We start from the raw sequence: 21,929 nt of genomic DNA, 5'->3' as shown, positions 1-21,929 counted from the left end.
TCACACTGATATATTTTTGTGCAATTGTGTTTGTTGATTTTTAATGTATGTTTAATTGTAATCAACTTATTTTATTTTTGGTTTATGGTTATCTAGATAGTCCTCTCATCGTGTGATGTGGATGATGTTGCAATCAGCTAAAGGAACTCGCTGTCGATTAAATGTCGTGAGTAATCATTTCGTTGAAAAACGTTAAATAGACAAAATCGTTATTTTAAGGAGAAAAACAATGTCAGATCCATTTATCGGTCAAATTTCTATGTTCGCTGGGAATTTCGCTCCCCGTGGTTGGGCCTTTTGTAATGGGCAATTATTGTCCATTTCGCAAAATTCTGCGCTTTTTGCAATTCTGGGCACTACCTATGGTGGTGATGGTCAAGCGACTTTTGGGTTACCGGATCTACGTGGCCGTGTGCCGACAGGGCAAGGGCAAGGGCCTGGTCTTCCTGCGGTTGTTCTGGGAGAAGTTGCAGGTACTCCCTCTACTACGCTCACCATCAACCAGTTGCCGACTCACAACCACTCGGCAGTTTTCCAGGGAAGTGCCAGCCAGGTTGGTGCCCCGACGATTGATGTGGGCACATCATCCGCAAACGCATTAGCTAATCCCACCAATGGTTCAACCACTTATCTAACTGCCGTAACCGCCGCCACCAACCTTGGTGATACTGTTGATTTCCATGGGCTATTTACCAGCACTGCGCCGGCAAGTGGTGCTACAGGTAGCTTGGGTGGAGTTCATGGCGGTGGTACTGTAACGCCAGCAGGTACGGTTACTGTGGGCGCAACAGGTAACGGTCTTCCCTTTTCAATCGCTCAGCCTTATTTGGGTGTTAGCTTCATTATTGCGGTTGAGGGGATATTCCCATCGCGTAATTAAGTAAAAGTATGAGTTAAAAGCATCTGTGTAAATGTTCTTTAGAGTGTTTGCACAGGCGCTTGTGCAATTTGTTAAAGCAAACGGTTAAAGAGTGCGGAAGGTAAGTTCCTGGATCGATAAGTGAGCTGCTTAATGCGATTCGGAAATTTTTGTAATGTAAATATCGTTAATGAATTTTCAAGGAAATACCATGTTGCGTACCAACCTCGATAAGACCAAACCATTTGCCAACACCTCCCACAATAAATGGCATAAATTATTTTGGCTTGCCATCGTGATGATGTTACTAACGCCGCGAGCTGCTTTCGCGACGCTGGTAAATAACGGTGTTGACGGCACTATCGGTTGGGATGCAATCATAAGCAACGGAATTATTGCAGGTGCAACCACTGGTCAGACTCCTGGTGGTCTGATCTCCGTAACTAACCATTTAAGTAGTGGCTTTGACATCTACGCGAAGAACAACTCTGACCCCAGTTCACAGAACTTTACCATGCGCAACCAGACGACAGGGATGACAGGTGCTACCAGCGCTCCTTTTGTGCGCATAGGGGCGGTTAACGGTTATACGCCAGAGTGGCTCGAATTACGTGCCAATCAAGGAATATTTGATCTCACGACAATTAAGGTAGCTAGTGGAGATAGTATTACTGCGACAAGCTATAACTTTACTCTCCAGGCGCTTGATAGCTCGTTTTCTCCGGCGGGGGCTGCAGTTACTTTAAATAGTGTTCCGTTTAACAACTATGGAACTTTCAGTGTATCCGGTAATACAGATTTTGACGGCATATACGGTGTTCGAATTACGGTCAATACTGGTTTGCAGATTGCCGTAGATGACATAGAAATTACCAGCCCACGCATGCCTGATACTACACCGCCCACGGTAACTTCCGTCACCTCCAGTACTTCAGATGGCACCTATAAAGTGGGTGATCCAATCAGCATCCAGGTGAATTTCAGTGAAAACGTGATTGTGGCCAGCGGCACTCCGCAATTAACCCTGGAAACAGGTACTACCGACAGAATGATCAACTATACCGGCGGCACCAACAGCAGCACCCTGACGTTTACCTATACCGTACAGGCGGGTGATGTCACTGCTGATTTGGATTACACCACGACCACTGCCCTGGCTTTGAATGGCAGTACTATTCGCGATGCAGCAGGCAACAATGCCATCCTCACACTTGCTAGCCCCGGTGCTGCAAATTCACTGGGTAATAATAAAGCGCTGGTTATTGATGGCGTGGTGCCCACAGTGACATCAGTAAATTCCAGTACAGCTAATGGAACCTATAACACGGGGAATTCGATTGATGTGCAGGTCAACTTCAGTGAAGCCGTAACCGTGACCGGCACTCCACAACTAACATTGGAGACGGGTGCAACCGACCGGACAATCAACTATGCGAGCGGTAGTGGCACCTCTACGCTGACATTTAACTATACCGTTCAGGCTGGGGATATTTCCGGTGACCTTGATTATGTAGCTACCAGTTCGCTGGCATTGGGCGGGGGAACTATCAGGGACGCTGCGGGTAATGACGCGACCTTGACCCTGGCTTCACCGGGTGCAGCCAATTCATTAGGTAACAATAAAGCCTTGGTTATTGATGGTGTTGCACCTTCGGTATCCAGCATTGTGGTAAGCGGGAGTCCAACGGCGGCCGCTACCAGTGTGAATTTCACTGTGACCTTTAATGAATCGGTGACCGGCGTTTCAACCGACGACTTTGCGTTAGGAATTACCGGAACAGCCAATGGCACTATTGCCAGTGTCTCCGGGTCTGGTTCCAGTTTCACGGTTACTGTGAGTGGTATTGTTGGCAACGGTACTATCAAAGTAAACCTCAATGCATCAACCAATATTGTCGATGGGGCGGGTAATGCTGGTCCTGTGGCTTATACCAGTGGGGCAACCCACACAGTAGCGATTCCAACAGTATCTGATGCTCCAACGATTGGTACCGCGACAGCGGGAGACGGGCAGGTTTCTATAGCCTTTACGGCCCCTGTAAATAATGGTGGCTCTGCAATCACAGGTTATACCGTGACCTCTAACCCGGGAAATATCACTGCCGGTGGCAATGGTTTTACAACATCACCGATTGTCGTGACTGGCTTAACTAACGGTACTGCCTATACCTTTACAGTGAAAGCAACAAATGGGGTCGGTGACAGCGTTGTCTCTGTTGCCTCCAACTCGGCTACACCCAAAGGTAATCAAACCATTACTTTTCCTAACCCCAGTGCACAAAACTTTGGTACTGCACCTGACTTGAGTTCAACGGCCAGTGCAACATCCGCACTTGCAGTGAGCTTTACCTCATCCACAACTGGTGTTTGTACTATTACTAGCGGCGGCACCTTGACGTTTGTGACTGCCGGTAGTTGTACTATTGATGCGGTTCAGGCTGGTAATACGGCGTGGAATGCAGCCACTACAGTAACCCAGACTTTTACTGTGAATGCGATAGTTCCTGATGCACCAACCATCGGCACTGCCACTGTAGGTGATACTGAAGCAACGGTGACATTTACTGCACCAGCCAGTACGGGTGGGGCTGCGATTATTGCCAGCGGTTACACCGTCACCGCTAATCCAGGTGGTGCAACCGGTACGGGTTCCAGTTCGCCGATTACTGTGACTGGGTTGACTAACGGAGTGGCCTATACTTTTACGGTAACCGCGACCAACTCAGCAGGGACGGGTGCAGCATCGGCAGCTTCCAACTCGATCATTCCGGCATCACCACAGACGATTACCTTTGCTAATCCAGGAACACGGAACTTTGGTACTTCGCCAACGCTGACCGCAAGCTCATCGGCAGGTGGTGGTTATGTTGTCACTTTCACCTCATCTACCACCAGTGTTTGTACTATTACCAGTGGCGGTGTGTTGACCTTTATAACGACAGGAACCTGTACGGTCAATGCGGATCAGGCGGGCGATTTGTCTTTCCTGGCTGCACCGCAGGTGAGCCAGTCTTTCAGCGTTAGCCCCGTAGTTCCCGGTGCACCAACCATAGGGACTGCAATCGCCGGTGATACCCAGGCCAGTGTTGCCTTTGTTGCCCCAGTGAATATTGGTGGCTCGGCGATTACTGGTTATACAGTGACGGTAAACCCGGCGGATGTCGTTCCTGTACACGGTGGTTCATCTCCGATTGTGGTGACCGGTTTAACCAATGGCCAAGCGTACACCTTTACTGTAACTGCCGATAATGTGGCGGGTACTGGCTCTGCATCGGTTGCATCCAATCAGATAACACCTGCAGCAATCCAGACCATCACTTTTGCTGCCCCAAGTGCACAGAACTTTGGCACTACGCCAACATTAACGGCTACAGCTGATTCAGGCTTAACACCTGTCTTTACTTCATCCACTACGGGCGTTTGTACTATTACCTCCGGTGGTGCGCTGACCTTTGTTACGGCAGGTAGCTGTACTATTAATGCAGATCAAGCAGGTAATAGTAGCTATTTACCTGCTACACAGGTGAGCAGAACCTTTGCGGTAAATGCTGTCGTGGCTGGAGCGCCAACCATAGGAGCCGCAATCGCTGGGGATAGCCAAGCGGTTGTTAGCTTCACTGCACCGATATTTAATGGCGGTTCATCAATTACGGCTTATACAGTGACATCTAGCCCCGGTGGTTTTACGGGTTCGGGAGCAGGATCTCCAATTACAGTTACAGGGCTTTCAAATGGTACGGCCTATACATTTAGTGTTACTGCGGCGAATACTGTGGGAAGTGGTAATGCTTCAAGTGCGAGTAACTCTGTGACGCCAAATGGTGCACCGACTATTAGTGGTTCGCCGATATTAATAGTTAATCAGGATGCTTCGTACCAGTTTACGCCAACAGCGTCTGACTCTGTGGGAGATACACTTAGCTTTAGTATTAGTAATAAACCTACGTGGGCAACGTTTAATACCGCGACAGGCATGTTGTCTGGTATTCCATTAAATCAAGATGTTGGTGTGACTAACGGAATTGTTATCAGCGTTTCTGATGGCACTTTATCCGCGAGTCTACCAGCGTTTAATTTAACTGTGACGAACGTCAACGATGCACCGACGATTAGTTCTATGGCTATGACTGCAGCGACCCAAGATGCAGCGTATAGCTACATCTTTACGGCTGCGGATGCTGATGTGGGCGATGTACTTACGTTAAGCGCGATAACTAAGCCTAGCTGGCTAAGCTTCAACGTCGCGACTGGTGTATTAAGCGGCACGCCTACTAATGCTGATGTGGGTTCTCACCCTGTGACGCTGAGGGTGACAGACACTGATGGCTTAACGGCTGACCAATCCTTCATGGTTATTGTGACCAACGTCAACGATGCACCTGTGATTAGCTCTCCAGCCATCACTACAGCAACTCAAGATATAGCTTACAGTTACACAGTGATAGCTACAGACTTAGATGTGGGTGCTGTGTTAACCCTCAGTGTAGTGACCAAACCGAGCTGGTTGAGTTTCAACTCGGTGACAGGTTTACTCAGTGGTACGCCGAGCAATGCGGATGTAGGTAGTCATGCTGTGTTACTGCGAGTGACGGACGCTGACGGATTAACAGCAGATCAATCGTTTAGTATTACAGTCACTAATAGCAACGACGCACCTACCATCACTTCAACAGCAACTATGGCCGCAGTGCAAGAGGCTGTTTACAGCTATACCTTTGCCGCTACAGATGTCGATGTGGACGACGTACTGACATTTAGTGCGGTGACGATACCAAGCTGGTTGAGCTTCAACGCGGCGACAGGGTTACTCAGTGGCACGCCTGGCAATGCTGATGTGGGCAGTCATGCGGTCACCTTACGAGTGACGGACACGGATGGCTTAACGGCTGAGCAAAGCTTTAGTATCACAGTGACTAACGTTAACGATGCGCCTGTTGCGACGAGTGCAAGTGTGACCTTAGAGGAAGATAGCTCTGTGATGATCACGCTTACTGGGGAGGATGCAGATAGTGATCCTCTTACCTATGAAGTGGTGAGCCAACCTGGGTCGGGCACTTTGGAGCAGCATGGAACTGTGTGGTTATACACACCGGAGAAAGATTTCAACGGTGCAGATCAGATAAGCTTTATTGCTAAGGATGCTGAACTGAGTTCTGAGCCTGCAACTATCACCATTAATGTCACGCCAGTGAATGATGACCCACAAGCTGTCGATGATAATTACACTCTAGCCAGCACCGCGGATGATAAATACACACTAGCTGCGCTAGAGAATGATGTTGATGTGGACGGTGATACTTTGACTATCGATGGCGCGGCAGCAGACATAGGTAGTGTGCAGATTACTGCTGATGGACTCATATTTACTGCCCCTGCAGCTTATGTTGGCCCGGTCGCACTTCGTTATACCATTAGTGATGGTCAGAAAGGGCGCGCAAGTGCAAAAGTCAACTTACTGGTAGAAGGTGGGGAGGCTGACAATTTACCTGTTATTACTGTACCTAGTGATGTTGAGGTTAATGCAACAGGCTTGTTCACTCGGGTGGATCTAGGGTTTGCGAAGGCCGTTGATCGTAATGGTCATCCACTGCCCGTTTCTTTGGTTGATAAGCGTTTATTCTTTGCCCCTGGTAGTTACCTTGCTTACTGGCAAGCCGTAGATCGTGATGGCAACAAAGCGACTAAAGCTCAGAAAGTAAAAGTGCATCCATTAATTTCCTTGAGTAAAGATCAAGTCGTGGGTGAGGGTAATGAGGTTGTTGTTAGTATTCACTTAAACGGTGTAGCGCCTGAGTATCCAATATCAGTTCCTTATACGGTTGCAGGTTCCGCGGACAGCAATGATCATGACTTAGTCGATGCGGTAGTGGAGATTACTTCAGGTACATTGGCCCATATTCACTTTAGAACCATAGAGGATGGGGAAGTTGAGGCTGAAGAAGATGTGTTGATCAGCCTAGATCCAAGTTTGAATTTAGGCAGCAAGAAGCAAACACAAGTGTCGATCACTGAGGCTAACATTGCCCCGAGTGTGACTCTTGAGGTGACTCAAGCGGGTGAACGTCAGTTGATCGTGGCACAAAATGGTGGCGAGGTTCATATTCATGCGCAGATTAGCGATGCCAACATGAACGATACTTTGACATCTGTATGGTCGAGTGGCGCGCTGAACTTGCAGTCCGATGATGCGGGGATGTTCTTCTTGCCGACAGAGGTCTTGCCGGGCATTTATCCTGTGAGCCTGACTGTGACGGATAGCGGCTTACCCGCGCTGTCTACCACGGAGAAAGTTTATATTGTTGTGCGCCCATCTTTGCCACCTCTGACGGGGACTGATACCGACGGTGATTTGATCCCTGATAACCAAGAGGGATTTACCGATACAGACCGCGATGGCATTCCAGATTACTTGGATGCAATCAATGATTGTAACGTGATGCCTGAAGGTGAGTTGCAGCCTGTGTACTTCTTGGCAGAGGGGCAAGCGGGCGTGTGCTTACGCTTAGGTAATATTGCACTGATGCAAGAGCAAAGTGGTATTCAACTATTACCTAATCTGGTTCCTGAAGACAGTATCGCGGCCAATGTGGGGGGGATTTTTGACTTCATTGCTACAGGACTACCGCAACAAGGGCAGAGTTACAGTCTGGTGATACCACAACGTTCGCCAGTTCCTGCCAATGCGGTATATCGTAAGTATCAAGCCCAAAATGGTTGGAAGGATTTTGTGATTGATGCGCGTAATAGTGTCGCCAGTAGTGAAGGTGAGCGTGGTTTCTGCCCTCCTCCTGGAGATAATCGTTGGACTTCTGGACTAACTGAAGGCCATTGGTGTGTGCAGTTAACCATAGAAGATGGTGGGCCAAACGATGATGATGGTGTGGCTAACCGTACTATCGTCGACCCAAGTGGCGTGTCAGTGATACTCAATGGTAACCATTTACCTGTGGCGAACTCAGATACGGCATCTTTACCTTGGAATCAGAGTCTCGATGTCGATGTGCTCGCCAATGATACGGATATCGATGGTGATGCCTTGACGGTAACGCAAGTCACCAGCGAGTTCGGAACTGTAGTTATCTTGGCTAATCAGCAGTTAAGTTACACGCCAGCAACCGATTTCATCGGTACAGATGTGCTGGTGTATAGTATTACCGATGGTAAAGGTGGTACTGCGAGTAGTGAGTTGACTGTGATTGTTAATGGCAATACAGCACCTACGACAGTGAACGATAGTGCTGCCATAGATGACAGAACGAGCTTGTTACTCGATGTGTTGAGTAATGACAGTGATCCCGATGGCAACGTTTTAACCTTAGTCAGCGCAACCGCGCAGCAAGGAACGGTTTCTGTTGAATCTAATAAGCTACGTTATATCCCTAAAACTGGATTTGATGGAGTAGATACTGTGAGTTATCAGATTAGTGATGGATTGGGCGGCGAAGCAACTGGGCAAGCGTTAATCACAGTTAAGGCATACCAAGATGTGGTGATAGATAACAAGTCGGGTGGAGGCAGTATGTCCTTATGGGCATTAGGTTTGATTCTTACAATGGGTTTAATTCGCCGTAAGGAATTACATAAATTAGTCTTGGGCACTGTGTTGCTCGTAGGCTCTGTTAATCAAGCAAATGCGGCTGATAACTGGTATGTCGAGGGATTTGTCGGGCAAGCTCAGGTTGATAGCAGCAGGCGAGATCTACAGCCACAAGCGGGGGCAGGCTTTGTAACATCGGTTGATGATAAAGATACTGCTTTGGGTGTGAGTATCGGTTATCAATGGACTCCCTATGTTGCCATCGAATTAGGCTATGCCGACTTTGGTAATGGGACTGCGAGGATTGAGGGCGCAAGTCTCACCCCTGAGCAATATCATGAGCAGGTCAAAGCCGTGACGCCAGTTCTGGCCGATGGTGTCATGCTGGGATTACGCTTCACTTTACTCCAACATGAAGCTTGGCGGTTCGAAGTACCCATCGGGTTGTTTAGGTGGCAAGCGGATATCAGTAGCACTATGGGCAATAGCCGTTTAACTACAGAGCTTGATGGTACAGATTGGTATGCGGGCGTGCGTTTTAGCTATCAATTTAGTGAGTCATGGTCTGTAGGTTTGGGATATCAATATGTGGATATCGAGCCTAATGATTTCCTCAGTTACCAGCTCAATCTACGATATCAATTTTAAGCGTTAGCATATCAAAAGGGGCATTCGCCCCTTTTTACTATCCAATAAAAACATCATATTTGAGAATATTTTGAAGGTGTTCACTTAAGGCTGGGCTGGGTTTGTGATGCATATCGCAAAGGATTTGTGGCTTACCATTAGGAGCATGTAATAAATTCAGGTTGTAGATTAAAGACAGGATAGTAAGATTGTCACTTACCTTATTTAATTTATCGCTTTTTTATCCAGAGGCAGTTATGTCGCAACGGCAGAATAAGCCGGAAATATTGCATACCGAAGTTGTCGCGAGAAGCCGATTATTTCAAATTGAGCAAGTGCATCTTAAGTTCTCCAATGGTGTAGAGCGCCAATATGAGCGCATGAAAGGCGGTAGTCGTGGCGCTGTGATGATAGTGCCTATTCATCAAGGGAAAATGCTACTGGCACGCGAATATGCTGCAGGAACTGATAATTACGAACTCGGTTTCCCAAAAGGTTTGATCGATCCCGGTGAGACAGCAATAGAAGCTGCTAATCGTGAATTACAGGAAGAAATTGGCTTTGGAGCGAATAAGCTCACCTTACTGAAAGAACTCAGCCTAGCTCCGGGTTATTTCTCTAGTAAGATGCAAATTTTTCTTGCAGAAGATCTGTATGAGAGTCGCCTTGAAGGTGATGAGCCCGAGCCAATTGATGTGGTGCCTTGGGCGCTCGCCGATTGGGAAGCCTTGCTCGATGATGTCGATTTTTCTGAATCCCGTAGTGTGAGTGCGTTGTTTTTGGCGCAAAAATATTTATACCTAAACATCCAGAAGATGCAGGGTTTAAAGGGCATTTAACGCACTGAAACTCGTATATTCAGGTAGCTTGGGTATATAACTTAAATAATCTTTTTCCTTTTAAGCGTTCAGAGTTTGCACGCTTGCAAAACATTCGCTCAGCAGGCGATTGGAGTTGTTATGAAGCCAGAAGAGTTGATCGACGAAGTTATTGCGATTGCGACCGATGCAGGGATAACTATCCGTGATATTTATCTCAAAGGTAATTTTGAGCGAGAAATGAAGTCTGACAATACCCCTGTCACTTCCGCAGATTTAGCGGCGAACAAGATCATTTGTGACCGATTAACCGCCTTAACGCCTGATATTCCTGTGTTATCTGAAGAAGCCGCTGACATTCCGTTGAGTGTGCGTGAATCTTGGAAGCGCTATTGGTTGGTGGATCCGCTCGATGGTACGGGGGAGTTTATCGCCGGCAGTGGTGATTTTTCAGTCATTATTGCGCTGGTGGAACACAATCGTCCCGTGATGGGTGTAGTTTATGTGCCGATGACGCAAGTGTGTTATTACGCTATTGCTGGTTTAGGGGCGTACAAGCGCACGGATAAACAAGAAGTGCGTATTAGCAGTCGCCAAATTGAGCACCGTGAAAAGGTATCCCTAAGATTAGCCGTAAGTCGCCGTCAGGACCCTCAATCTGTGTTGACCCTATTCAACCATCCCAAACACTGCGAGTTAGTCGTGATGGGGGGGGCAGCGTTGAAGAGCTGTCTTGTCGCCGAAGGTCGTGCTGATTGTTATGTACGAGTCGGACCAACGGGTGAGTGGGACACGGGAGCTGCGCAAATTATCGTCGAGGAAGCGGGTGGACAGCTGATGGATACTGAGCTGCAACCGTTAACCTACAATGAGCGCGAGAGCTTAGAAAACCCTAACTTCATCGTAGTTGGCGCACCCAACTTAGAGTGGGATAAGATTTTAATAGGTGAATGATTTTCAAATGCAGTCTATACGTCCGGTATTAAAGTCAGAGTTATTCGCAGTTTATCAGCTCGAACAGGCCATTTTTGGTGAGCACAGCTATCCCGATTTTTTCTTCCGTCAGGGATTTGATTGTTGGCCAGAGCAATTTTTAGTGGCCGTGGATGCAGATAATCAGCTACAAGGCTATTTGCTCAGTGCCCAGAGTAGCGATCCTAGCTGCATGTGGATATTATCTGTCGCAGTGAGTGAAAATGCTCGCGGGAAGGGATTCGGCAAGCGTTTGATGCAACAATGTTTAGCCGAGTTGCCCGTGTCAGTTGAGCGGGTGTGTTTAACCGTTGATCCGAGTAACCCTGCCCATGGCTTATATCAGCATTTAGGTTTCATTGATTCAACTTTTGAGGCCGATTATTTTGGCGATGGCGCAGATAGGGTTGTGATGACTTATCGCAGGCCTTAAATCGCGCGCTTATCTTTGAACCAAAGATTATCCCCAAATAAAAATCACCTTTGAATTAAGAATGATTTTTAAATCAAAATAATGGACGGTGTGCTGACTGAGCGCGCCGTTTTTTATGCTCTTTTAGGTGATGTCATCCCACGGATCCAGTTCGGCTTGCTGAGGGAGTCTAATTCGAGTGCCTATCTTTATCCATCATCTTCAATAATATCCTTCATTATTTACCCTCTTCTGTACGTAAAACAAACTTATTTTGAACGTTGTTTTTTATTTTGACTACTGTTAGTCTCTTGCTATTCAACGGGGGATGAGACCTATGGCCAGACGAAAAGAACACAGCCATGATGAAATTCGCGCGATGGCAATACAAGCGGCAACTGAGTTACTGATAGATCAAGGTGCCATAGGGCTCAGCTTACGCAAAGTGGCCAGCCAAATTGGTTATGTCCCTAGTACCTTGATCAATATTTTCGGCAGCTACAACTATTTATTACTGGCGGTTTCTGAGTCAACGCTTAGGACTTTGCACGATCGATTGACGGGTGTTCGTGCGGCCGACAGTTTAGGTAAAATTATTGCAATGGCTTGGGAGTATAGTCAATTCGCCCATGAGCAGCGCCAAGCTTTTAAGCTGGTTTTTGAGCTGCAATTACTCGATTCTGAACCCTTGCCCGAATCGCAAGGGCAATTGATTGCGGGGTTATTTACTCTGATTGAGCGTGAATTGGCGCAACTATTTCCCGAGGTTACGCAGGCGCAGCATCTCAGTATGAGTCGGGTATTATGGGGTGGAATTCATGGGCTGACCTCTCTGTCACTCGATAATAAGCTCTTCGCTGAGTCATTATCACTGCAGGATTTACTCGAGAGTCACGTACAAGCTTATTTACAAGGAATGGGTTACCAGAAGGAACTATCATGCTGCTAACAAAACGTTTTTTACCCTATTTTGCGACTCAGTGCTTAGGCGCATTAAATGACAACATCTATAAAAATGTGTTGCTGTTATTAGTGACTTTTAGCCAAGTGAAAGACCTACCCATAAGCGTCGATATGTTTGTGAACTTGGCGGCTGGGGTGTTTATTTTGCCATTTTTCCTCTTTTCGGCCCATGCGGGTGTTGTCGCCGATAATATGGATAAGGCTAAACTCATTCGCCGATTGAAACTACTCGAAGTCATCATCATGTTTAGCGCCGCGATTGCGATTCTGAGTGAGAGCTACATGATGATGTTATTACTGTTATTTTTAACGGGTAGCCAGTCAGCATACTTCGGTCCGGTTAAATATTCCTTGTTACCCCAAGCGTTGAAAGAGGACGAGTTAGTCACAGGCAACGCTTGGGTTGAGATGGGCACTTTTCTCTCGATTCTGGTGGGCACTTTGAGTGCGGGGATCTTGGTTTCTGATGAAAACGGTACGCTTTGGTCGGCGATTACTGTTGCTGTATTAGCCTTTGCAGGATATTTATCGAGCCGAGCGATTCCTGCATTACCCCCGCAGGGCGTCATCGAAAAAATACGTTTCAGGCCGTTATCGGGCACTTGGCGTAGCATCAAAAAAGCCCGTCAAACGCCTTCAATCTGGATGGCTATCCTCGCTATCAGTTGGTTTTGGTTTTTAGGCGCGACCTATCTGACTCAGTTTCCTAACTTTGCTAAGCTGCATTTGCATTCTGGTGCGACTGTGGTGTCATTATTATTAGGCATGTTTTCCATCGGGATTGCTGTTGGCTCCTTCGTTTGTGAACGTTTCTCCTACGGCCATGTGGAACTCGGTTTACTGCCATTTGGGGTATTGGGATTAACTATCTTTGGTGTCGATTTGCTTTGGGCTATTCCACCTGCGCCAGTGGATGCTGGTTTTGTCTATGGATTAAAGGTCTTTATTGGCGAGTCCCAACATTATCGCGTGATGCTAGATTTCTTTATGATTGGCGTTAGCGGCGGTTTGTTCATCGTCCCCCTGTATGCGTTTATTCAATCTCGTTCGCCTAAGGGTGAATGTGCTCAGGCGATTGCCGCCAATAACATTATGAACTCATTGTTTATGGTGGTTTCGGCACTGTTATCTATGCTGTTGCTGGGCGTTGCAGGTTGGACTATTCCACAGTTATTCCTGTTGCTTGCCGTGATGAATGCTGTCGTCGCGCTCTATGTTTATTCACAAGTACCAGAATTTACACAACGATTTATCAGTTACTTACTTAGCCATGTTATGTATCGAGTGACAGTCACAGGCCGAGAGAAAATTCCAAAGGAAGGGGCTGGCATCATAGTCTGTAACCATGTGAGTTATGTGGATGCATTGATTATTATGGGAGCGTCGACACGGCCAATCCGCTTTGTGATGGATAAATCCATCAGCGAAATTCCTCTATTGAAGTATTTGTTCCGCCATGCAGGTGTGATCCCTATCTGTTCGCCTAAGCAAAGTGAAGAGACCTATAACCGTGCCTTCGAGGCGATTCATGACGCGCTCGCCAATGACGAGTTGGTATGTATTTTCCCTGAGGGTCGGCTCACACCTGACGGTGAACTTGGCGATTTTCGTCCTGGAATTGATAAGATTTTGGCCAGAGATCCAGTGCCAGTCATTCCTATGGCACTGCACGGATTATGGGGTTCTTACTTTAGTCACAAGGGCGGACATGCCTTGGCTAAAATGCCCAAGCGTTTTTGGTCAAGGGTGTCGGTGGATTTAACGGATGCCGTCGATGGTAAGCTTGCGAATAAGGAATCTTTGAGAGTCCAAGTGGCGAGCCTGCTGGGCAAGTCTTAAATTCGTTAAGGTATGAAATAAAGTGAAGTGATAACCGCGGATCTAATGTTCGCGGTTATCTCATTTATGCGTGGGCAATTTATTGAGTTTGATAACTATCCAACCACTCATGCATCGCTTGATGTGAGCCTTTAAAAAGAACACGTTCAGACTTTTTCTGTAATTGGTATTGATACATAGGATCGTAATACTTGTGCAATAACAGGTTTATCCAGACTAAGTGCAGCGAAGTGTCATTCTGGTTAATTTGCTGATCGAGGGCTTGTTGCATCAAATCTTGCAGTTCTTGATGTTGTTTTCCGCCTAAACGTTTGCGAATACTCACTAAACTCTGTAATAGATATTCACTGAAAGCCGCAAAACCTGCTTCCGGTCCTAGGCGCTCACAGAACCCGCTATACATTTTATGCACATACTCATAGCGTAAGCGTTCGAGCCTCGCATCGTCCGACTCTTCTAGCACTAAAACATTAGCGGCTTGCATGGCATTGTAAAATGTCTGCGGCAGTGCCGAGCGCCCAATCAGGAAGCTTTCATCTTCGAGCAGTAAACACGCCGCGCCACTTGTTTGGTGCTGTAGCAAGGCAATGGCGAGTTGATTTTCAAAGTTAATCTGCGTTGGCTGTGGGCCGATATTCTTTCCAAAACTAGAGCCTCTGTGATTAGCTATTCCTTCAAGATCAACCGCTTCTTTACGCTGTAGTAGAAAATCGGTTTTACCGCAGCCCGTCATCCCGCTCAAACTCAATAACGGTTGCTGAGTCGGTGTCGTTTCAATCACGCCAATCAGATATTGGCGCATGGCCTTATAGCCACCCTGAATATAAGGGACTTCTACACCCGCTTCTTTGAGCCATTGTTGAGTGAGTTGCGAGCGCAGGCCGCCGCGAAAGCAATAAAGGTAAGCATTAGGATTGGCTTTAACATAGCTAGCCCAAGCCTCGATTCTCTGTTGCTTGATGGGACCATTCACTAGTGAATGACCTAATGCAATCGCGGCTTGCTGGCCAAATTGCTTATAACAAGTACCGACTTTTTCCCTTTCACTATCCAGCATCAAGGGCAAGTTGGTCGAGTTGGGAAACGCACCTCGAGTAAACTCTATGGGCGCTCGCACATCCATCATCGGATGTTGATTGAGAAAGATCTCCCTATATTGCTCTGCGGCTACAATAGCGCTTGGCATCAGCACAACACCACATTCGCTGCAGTGGTCGGTGTTTCTAGTGACCCAATGCAGATTGGGGTTATGTGGTTCGCATCGAGTAGGGCAATTAATTCCGCTTCAGCTGCGGCCGAGACGGCAACTAACAGACCACCGCTGGTTTGCGGATCGCACAGTATCGCTTTTTGATGCTCGCTGAGTTCAGGGAGATTCTCGCCATAACTGTCGTAATTACGGTGAGTTCCGCCAGGAACACAACCTAAGGCCAAATAATCTAAGGCGCGTGGTAACAATGGCACTGCATCAAATTTAAGCTTCGCAGTGAGGTTGGCGCCTTGGCACATTTCGAGTAAGTGTCCTGCCAGTCCAAAACCAGTGACATCGGTCAGGGCATTTACACCGCTAATTTTTGCAATGGTCGCGCCTATAGTATTGAGTTGACACATAGCATTGACCGCAATGAGGCTATCTTCATCGCGGAGTTTTTTCTGTTTTTGCGCTGTGGTTAAAATACCAATGCCGATAGGTTTAGTGAGATATAAACGATCGCCGGCTTTAGCGGTATCATTCTGTTTTAAATCACTTAAGGCAATTTGTCCGGTAACCGCGAGGCCAAAAATAGGTTCGGGTGCGTCTATGCTATGACCACCGGCTAGCATGATCCCCGCTTCCATGCAGGCTTGTCTGCCGCCATCGACCACTTGCTGTGCGATTTCTGCGGGTAGTTTATTGATTGGCCAACCTAAAATTGCAATCGCCATAATAGGCGTGCCACCCATGGCATAAATATCACTGATCGCATTGGTCGCTGCGATACGACCGAAGGTGAATGGATCGTCAACAATTGGCATAAAAAAATCGGTAGTGCTAATGATGCCTATGTCATCATTGAGTTTGTACACTGCAGCATCGTCGCGGCTCTGATTGCCAACCAGCAGATTTGGATCGGTAAATACAGGTAATTGCGAGGCTAAGATAGTGCTGAGCACTTTAGGGGATATTTTGCAGCCACAACCTGCGCCATGACTATATTCTGTTAGCTTGATTGATTCTGGGAGTGTAACTGGGGAATCTGACATGATCTCAACAGCCTATTTAAGTGATTAAGGCATCATCATAATCAGATACGGCCACCATGCAAGGTGGCCGTATGACTTTCGGGCAGAATTGTGGCTTAGCTATAAGTTGCGGTCAGGCTGCGCCAATGTTTTTGCTGGACTAAGAAACGCGCCTTTAGCTCTTCAACTTGTTGCAATAGTTGCTGATCGACAAGTTGTTTACGCTTGGCCTCAAGCAAGGTTTTCTGTGCTTGATAGTAATCCATTAAGTGTAGCTTTAATAACTCATACTCTGCTTGGATTTTTTCAATAATTTCATCGGCATTAGGCAGGTTATTAACCTTCCGCTTGGTACGTAATAACTGCATCTGTAAGCGTGCGCTCTCGATACGTTCCTGTGGACTCGTACGCAAATCCTTAGCTAATCCCAACCAAGATAATGACTTAATCAACCATTTGGTTGGATCGTAGTGCCACCATTTAATGCCATTACGATAATCATTTTCGAAAATATGATGGAAATTATGATAACCCTCACCGTAGGTCAACATGGCCAAGAAGCCATTATCGCGGGCGGTATTCTTATCGGTATAAGGCTGGCTGCCCCACACGTGGGCTAAAGAGTTGATAAAGAAAGTGCAGTGATGCACCACCACTAAACGCAGTAAACCCGCCATCAATAACATCGACAGCACGTCACCATTGAGCCAACCAAGCAGTGCAGGCAGCCCAATGTTCATCAGCAAAACGAGTGCGAGGTAATGTTTGTGTTGCCACATGACAATACGGTCATTTTGCAGATCACGCACATTTTGATAATCGTGATAGCGTTGCGACTGATACTCACGCAGCATCCAACCGATATGGCTGTACCAGAATCCCATTTTGGCAGAGTACGGGTCCTTGTCGTTATCATCTACGTGCTTGTGGTGGACTCTGTGATCAGATGCCCAGTGCAATGCACTGTTTTGTAATGCTAAAGCACCACCAAGGGCATATATAAAACGCACCGCCGGATGGGCTTTATAGGCCTTGTGTGACCAGAGTCTGTGATAACCTGCGGTGATTGACAGGCCACTGGCAAAGGCTAAAACAATAAAAGCGATCCATTCACTGGCACCATAGCCATGAACAATACCGCGCCATGGAACTAAAATTACCGCACTGAGGAAAGTGATGGCAAACAGACTGACATTAAGCCAGATGATAGGGGGTTTTTTCATTATAGGTTTCCAAAATTCGCTTTTGAGCGTACATCTGTAAGCTAATTTAGCTTAGCTATATTGTTTGGTCAAGGACGATGGGGCTGTGTTTAATGCCTAAAAGCGGTATTATCGCGTTATTACATTCAGTTAGCGGATTTAAGAATGGGTATTCGAGCACAGCAAAAAGAGAAAACTCGCAGAGCTTTAGTCGATGCGGCCTTTAATCAGCTAAGTGCTGAGCGCAGTTTCTCAAGTCTGAGTTTGCGAGAGGTTGCTCGGGAAGCTAATATCGCGCCGACATCTTTTTATCGCCATTTTAAAGATATGAATGAACTTGGTCTTACTATGGTGGATGAGGGCGGGTTAACCCTAAGGCAGATGATGCGTAAAGGCCGTCAGCGAGCTGAAGTGGGTGGCAGTGTGATCCGTATTTCCGTTGATACCTTTATGGAAGTGCTTGATTCTAATCCAAACGTATTCCGTATTTTATTGCATGAACGCTCTGGAACCTCCGCAGCGTTCCGTGCGGCGGTTGCCCGCGAAATTGAACATTTTATTTCTGAGTTGGCTCACTATACCGAAGCGAAAGCGGGCCGAACCCCGTTATTAGCTCGTGCACAGGCCGAAGCTTTAGTGACACTGGTGTTTAATGCCGGCGCTTCAGCATTAGATATGAAACGGGCTGACCGCAAAATTCTTGCCGATCAATTAGTCATGCAATTGCGCATGGTCGCCAAAGGCGCCGAGGCTTTGCAGCATAAGGTTGAACACCGCTAATCTGAGTGAGATGCAGATTTACTAAAATAATGGAGCCTAAGGCTCCATTATTTTTAGCGAATTTACGTTTAAGTGTTATGCAGTCGAGCTCAGTGTATCTGAAGTGATTAACGACGCTCGAGTAGTACACCCGTTTCCATGTGATCTGTGTAAGGGAACTGATCAAACAAGGCAAAGCGGGTCACTCTATGGGTTTCGTTCAGTTGTTGCAGGTTATCTTTTAAGGTTTCAGGGTTGCAGGAAATATACAAAATCCGCTCATAACCTTGGACTAACGCCAGCGTATCAGGATCAATCCCCGCGCGTGGTGGGTCAACAAAAATGGTGTTGCAAACATAGCTGTCAAGATCGATACCTTCTAAACGTCTAAAGCTGCGTTTCTTCGCCATGGCATCGCTAAAGTCTTCGGCTGACATACGAATAATCTGCAGATTACCAATACCATTCACTTCGATATTGTATTGCGCCGCATCGACTGAAGGCTTAGCGAGTTCGGTTGCCAATACGCGATTAAAGTTTTGCGCCAGTGCGATAGAAAAGTTGCCATTACCACAGTAGAGCTCGAGTAAATCCCCCTTACTGTTTTGAGTCGCATCGATAGCCCACTCCAGCATTTTTACGGAAACTTTGGCATTCGGTTGAGTAAAGCTGTTCTCGATTTGCTTATATAAGAAGGTTTTATCATTTACTTGTAATGACTCAACCACAAAGTCTTTATCTAAATCGATTTTTTGCTTACGGGCACGGCCGATGATGTTGACGTTAAACTGGCTACTTAACTTGGCTTTCAGTGCTGCCGCATCGGCGCGCCATTGGTCATCAAGCTGCCTGTGATAAAGCAAAGACACTAAAATCTCGCCGCTTAAGGTCGACAAAAAATCCACTTGGAACAATTTGTGCCTTAGACTCGGATTCGGTTTCAGCTCGGCGATTAAGGCCGACATCATTTGATTGATGAGTACGCTAGCTGGTAAGTATTGATCGCAACGTACTTTCTCATTCAATACTTTATCGAACATGTAATAGTATAAGTCGTCACCATCATGCCAGATGCGGAATTCGGCGCGCATACGGTAGTTAGCTGGCTCTGAGGCAAAAACTTCAACACTCGGTGTTTCAAATTGGGCAAAGGCTTGTTCTAGCTTGATACGCTTGTGTTCTAACTGCGCATCATAAGTCTGAGGGTCCATTGCTGCTAAGTTCATTGTTTGATTCACCGTTGCTGTAAATTGGGGCGCAAATATTATACTAGGTGACACGAATGTCCAGTATCTTGCTTTTGCTGTTTTCGCAAAGCTATGGGAAAATCCGCGCACTTGAATGTGGTTCTATGGTATTTGGCTGGATTCCGTCGGTAAAGCAGCCATCGAATCGTTAATGCGTCCAATCTGTATAGTTTATTTATATATCCGAAACTGGAGATTCGCTTGTCGCGACCTATATTAGTGTTTGATTCTGGGATTGGTGGCCTATCTGTACTGGCTGAAATCCGTAAGAGTTTGCCCCATAGCGACTATTGCTATCTTTTCGATAACGCTAGGTTGCCCTATGGTGAGTTGGAAGAGCAGGTATTAATTTCTGGCTGTGTCGAATTAGTATGCGATCTAGTGGTTCGTACCAATGCAATGATAGTGGTCGTTGCCTGCAATACTGCAAGTACTGTTGTGTTACCGGCATTACGTGCACATCTTACAGTCCCTGTCGTAGGTGTTGTCCCCGCCATTAAACCCGCCGCTCTAATGTCTAAGAGTAAACGTATTGGACTCTTGGCTACACCAGGCACAGTTAAGCGTCATTATACCCATGAACTCATCAGCCAATTTGCTGATGATTGCCATGTCGAACTCTTTGGTTGCTCTGAATTAGTGATGATGGCAGAACAAAAAGTGGCGACTGGAATGTTGGATATGCATAGATTGGCACAGTTACTCGCACCAGTCGTTGCCGCACAATTGGATGTTCTCGTACTAGGTTGCACTCATTTCCCTATGATCAAAGCTGAATTACAACAAGTGCTCGGTGCGGGCGTAAAACTAATGGATTCTGGCGCTGCTATTGCTAAGCGAGTTGTCACTCTTTTAACGCAACAGAATCTTATTGTGGAAGAGCACAGAGTAACAGATGAGAGAGAAGCTGTAAGGGAGTCGGTGATGCAAGCTTTCTATACTAAGGTGGGAATCAGCGAAGGGTTAACAACAACATTAATTGATTGTGGCTTTTCAACTATCGAACGAATCACCACAACCAACTAAATTACAAAATAAAGCAAAACAGTTTAAGCGGTGATGCTACTCGTCTGTCCCTGTACGGTCGGCAGCTTCCGAATCTTGTGTTTTTGCTTCTCTTACTTTTAAGGTTCTTTCTTGGAAACTATAGTCATTCAGTTTAACCATGGCTTTCTGAGCGCCTGATTCTGACATTTCCACAAAACCAAAACCTTTACGACGACCCGTTTTACGATCTCTGACTAAACGCACAGAGTTTACTGGACCAAATTCGCCAAATAGTACTTTTACTTCACCCTCATGAACACGATAAGGCAGGTTACCTACATATAAGGTCATTGTAGGGCCAACATATTGTTCTTCTGAAGCATGAGATGATGAAGTCTCTGGAACAAATTTAAAAACAAGACTTGCAATGATAGCGCCAGCGACAAAAGCAATAGCTGATAATGGCGTTGCGAACTGAGATAGTGCTACTGCGCCAATAATGGCGACAATCAAGACAATAAGAAATGACTTTTGCATAAGAATGCTCTCTGATGAATGGGAAATTGATAAATAACTGTTAACAGCAAGTATATGGTAATGAATTATTTACTTTTACACTAGACCATTGCTGAAATATTGAGCGTGAATTATCAATTATTAGATAAAAAACCTTACGTATCTCCGATAAATAGAGCTTATAAGCTAAAAAATGGACATAACGTTTAAAATATCGACGTGCGATTCAATGATCGATAAAAAGCCCTTGCGGACTTTCTCAATCTCCCTATAATGCGCATCCACTGACACGGCAGACAGCGTAACGCAAGTTAAGCAAAGAAAGCCAAGCAGTTCATCGATTAGCGAGCTAAACGATGAGCGTTGAGAAAGTTGAAAAAACTACTTGACGCATTAACGGGAATGCGTAGAATACGCAGCCCTGACCCGCTGAAAACTCAGTGTGTGGTCAACGCTCTTTAACAATTTATCAAGCAAATCTGTGTGGACACTCACAGGTGTTGAGTTAATCGAAACTGCTTAACCTCTGGGTTGGCAGTCAAAAATTTAAATCAATGTAACAATGAGTGTTCATAGTAATATGTACAGTTTGTTTCTGCTTTTAAGTGGGAACAAAAAATCAGAATTCATTGAGCCGCTGAAGTCGTAAGACGGAAGCAACAAAACTTTAATTGAAGAGTTTGATCATGGCTCAGATTGAACGCTGGCGGCAGGCCTAACACATGCAAGTCGAGCGGCAGCGCAAGGGRGTTTACTCCTGAGGCGGCGAGCGGCGGACGGGTGAGTAATGCCTAGGGATCTGCCCAGTCGAGGGGGATAACAGTTGGAAACGACTGCTAATACCGCATACGCCCTACGGGGGAAAGGAGGGGACCTTCGGGCCTTCCGCGATTGGATGAACCTAGGTGGGATTAGCTAGTTGGTGAGGTAATGGCTCACCAAGGCGACGATCCCTAGCTGTTCTGAGA

General features: G+C 46.4%; 14 protein-coding genes and 1 rRNA gene. 10 read left to right on the top strand and 5 right to left on the bottom strand.

Features of this window, described 5'->3' with window-relative positions:
• The first annotated feature begins 229 nt into the window (after positions 1 to 229).
• From L5L91_RS15715 to L5L91_RS15685, 7 genes are all read left to right on the top strand, one after another.
• Positions 230 to 880 (top strand): phage tail protein, encoded by a 651-nt coding sequence (locus L5L91_RS15715; RefSeq protein ID WP_263147043.1) that lies wholly within the window; start codon positions 230 to 232, stop codon positions 878 to 880.
• 190 nt (positions 881 to 1,070) lie between these two features.
• A complete protein-coding gene (locus tag L5L91_RS15710) occupies positions 1,071 to 9,044 on the top strand; it encodes an Ig-like domain-containing protein (protein WP_263237078.1) in 7,974 nt (2,657 codons plus the stop codon).
• A gap of 236 nt (positions 9,045 to 9,280) precedes the next feature.
• Entirely contained in the window at positions 9,281 to 9,862 is a 582-nt protein-coding gene (nudE, locus tag L5L91_RS15705) for an ADP compounds hydrolase NudE (protein ID WP_131525220.1), read from the top strand.
• Between the two features lie 120 nt (positions 9,863 to 9,982).
• Complete coding sequence (gene cysQ / locus L5L91_RS15700; RefSeq protein WP_011848162.1) at positions 9,983 to 10,795, top strand: 3'(2'),5'-bisphosphate nucleotidase CysQ; 813 nt, start codon at positions 9,983 to 9,985, stop codon at positions 10,793 to 10,795.
• Positions 10,796 to 10,802: 7 nt separating this feature from the next.
• A complete protein-coding gene (locus tag L5L91_RS15695; protein WP_263164019.1) occupies positions 10,803 to 11,246 on the top strand; it encodes a GNAT family N-acetyltransferase in 444 nt (147 codons plus the stop codon).
• Between the two features lie 316 nt (positions 11,247 to 11,562).
• A complete protein-coding gene (locus tag L5L91_RS15690; protein ID WP_263143472.1) occupies positions 11,563 to 12,174 on the top strand; it encodes a TetR/AcrR family transcriptional regulator in 612 nt (203 codons plus the stop codon).
• Positions 12,165 to 14,027 carry an MFS transporter gene (locus L5L91_RS15685; protein ID WP_263164016.1) on the top strand — a complete coding sequence of 621 codons (1,863 nt, stop codon included), beginning with the start codon at positions 12,165 to 12,167 and terminating at the stop codon, positions 14,025 to 14,027. The genes L5L91_RS15690 and L5L91_RS15685 overlap by 10 nt, the downstream gene beginning before the upstream one ends.
• 79 nt (positions 14,028 to 14,106) lie before the next feature.
• On the opposite strand, the gene mnmH is transcribed toward L5L91_RS15685, so the two are convergent.
• The 3 genes from mnmH to L5L91_RS15670 form a co-directional block, all read right to left on the bottom strand.
• Positions 14,107 to 15,213, bottom strand: coding sequence for a tRNA 2-selenouridine(34) synthase MnmH (mnmH, locus tag L5L91_RS15680; RefSeq protein WP_263237077.1), 1,107 nt, complete (start codon positions 15,211 to 15,213; stop codon positions 14,107 to 14,109).
• The gene (gene selD / locus L5L91_RS15675) at positions 15,213 to 16,271 is read right to left on the bottom strand and encodes a selenide, water dikinase SelD (RefSeq protein ID WP_263237076.1); all 1,059 of its coding nucleotides are present in this window, start codon (positions 16,269 to 16,271) and stop codon (positions 15,213 to 15,215) included. The genes mnmH and selD overlap by 1 nt, the downstream gene beginning before the upstream one ends.
• Positions 16,272 to 16,366: 95 nt before the next feature.
• The gene (locus L5L91_RS15670; RefSeq protein WP_028759426.1) at positions 16,367 to 17,473 is read right to left on the bottom strand and encodes an acyl-CoA desaturase; all 1,107 of its coding nucleotides are present in this window, start codon (positions 17,471 to 17,473) and stop codon (positions 16,367 to 16,369) included.
• A 144-nt stretch (positions 17,474 to 17,617) separates the two neighbouring features.
• Between L5L91_RS15670 and fabR the strand changes: the two genes are divergently transcribed.
• On the top strand, positions 17,618 to 18,232 hold the full coding sequence (gene fabR / locus L5L91_RS15665) for an HTH-type transcriptional repressor FabR (RefSeq protein WP_105251021.1): 615 nt from the start codon (positions 17,618 to 17,620) through the stop codon (positions 18,230 to 18,232).
• Positions 18,233 to 18,339: 107 nt separating this feature from the next.
• Here the strand turns inward: fabR and trmA are convergent, their stop codons facing one another.
• The gene (gene trmA, locus L5L91_RS15660; protein ID WP_263237075.1) at positions 18,340 to 19,437 is read right to left on the bottom strand and encodes a tRNA (uridine(54)-C5)-methyltransferase TrmA; all 1,098 of its coding nucleotides are present in this window, start codon (positions 19,435 to 19,437) and stop codon (positions 18,340 to 18,342) included.
• Positions 19,438 to 19,659: 222 nt separating this feature from the next.
• Here trmA and murI point away from each other — a divergent pair, with 222 nt between their 5' ends.
• Positions 19,660 to 20,484, top strand: a complete 825-nt coding sequence (gene murI / locus L5L91_RS15655) for a glutamate racemase (protein WP_263237073.1) — start codon at positions 19,660 to 19,662, stop codon at positions 20,482 to 20,484.
• Positions 20,485 to 20,520: 36 nt separating this feature from the next.
• On the opposite strand, the gene L5L91_RS15650 is transcribed toward murI, so the two are convergent.
• Positions 20,521 to 20,982: an RNA-binding protein gene (locus tag L5L91_RS15650; RefSeq protein WP_113941557.1), complete on the bottom strand. Its 462-nt coding sequence runs from the start codon at positions 20,980 to 20,982 to the stop codon at positions 20,521 to 20,523.
• Positions 20,983 to 21,629: 647 nt separating this feature from the next.
• Here L5L91_RS15650 and L5L91_RS15645 point away from each other — a divergent pair.
• Positions 21,630 to 21,929, top strand: a 16S ribosomal RNA gene (locus tag L5L91_RS15645); the annotation flags it as partial.

Origin of the sequence: Shewanella sp. SM55 (assembly GCF_025654025.1) — a bacterium.
GTDB classification, from domain to species: Bacteria; Pseudomonadota; Gammaproteobacteria; order Enterobacterales; family Shewanellaceae; genus Shewanella; species Shewanella oncorhynchi.
Note: the sequence above shows the minus strand (reverse complement) of the source record. Positions and strands in the feature narration are given on the sequence as shown.

Excerpts from the sequence above, each read along its gene's own strand:
- fabR (WP_105251021.1), top strand. The coding sequence starts at position 17,618 with ATGGGTATTCGAGCACAGCAAAAAGAGAAAACTCGCAGAGCTTTAGTC.
- trmA (WP_263237075.1), bottom strand. The coding sequence starts at position 19,437 with ATGAACTTAGCAGCAATGGACCCTCAGACTTATGATGCGCAGTTAGAA.
- L5L91_RS15685 (WP_263164016.1), top strand. The coding sequence starts at position 12,165 with ATGCTGCTAACAAAACGTTTTTTACCCTATTTTGCGACTCAGTGCTTA.
- L5L91_RS15715 (WP_263147043.1), top strand. The coding sequence starts at position 230 with ATGTCAGATCCATTTATCGGTCAAATTTCTATGTTCGCTGGGAATTTC.
- L5L91_RS15670 (WP_028759426.1), bottom strand. The coding sequence starts at position 17,473 with ATGAAAAAACCCCCTATCATCTGGCTTAATGTCAGTCTGTTTGCCATC.
- selD (WP_263237076.1), bottom strand. The coding sequence starts at position 16,271 with ATGTCAGATTCCCCAGTTACACTCCCAGAATCAATCAAGCTAACAGAA.
- L5L91_RS15650 (WP_113941557.1), bottom strand. The coding sequence starts at position 20,982 with ATGCAAAAGTCATTTCTTATTGTCTTGATTGTCGCCATTATTGGCGCA.
- cysQ (WP_011848162.1), top strand. The coding sequence starts at position 9,983 with ATGAAGCCAGAAGAGTTGATCGACGAAGTTATTGCGATTGCGACCGAT.
- mnmH (WP_263237077.1), bottom strand. The coding sequence starts at position 15,213 with ATGCCAAGCGCTATTGTAGCCGCAGAGCAATATAGGGAGATCTTTCTC.
- L5L91_RS15695 (WP_263164019.1), top strand. The coding sequence starts at position 10,803 with ATGCAGTCTATACGTCCGGTATTAAAGTCAGAGTTATTCGCAGTTTAT.
- nudE (WP_131525220.1), top strand. The coding sequence starts at position 9,281 with ATGTCGCAACGGCAGAATAAGCCGGAAATATTGCATACCGAAGTTGTC.
- L5L91_RS15710 (WP_263237078.1), top strand. The coding sequence starts at position 1,071 with ATGTTGCGTACCAACCTCGATAAGACCAAACCATTTGCCAACACCTCC.
- L5L91_RS15690 (WP_263143472.1), top strand. The coding sequence starts at position 11,563 with ATGGCCAGACGAAAAGAACACAGCCATGATGAAATTCGCGCGATGGCA.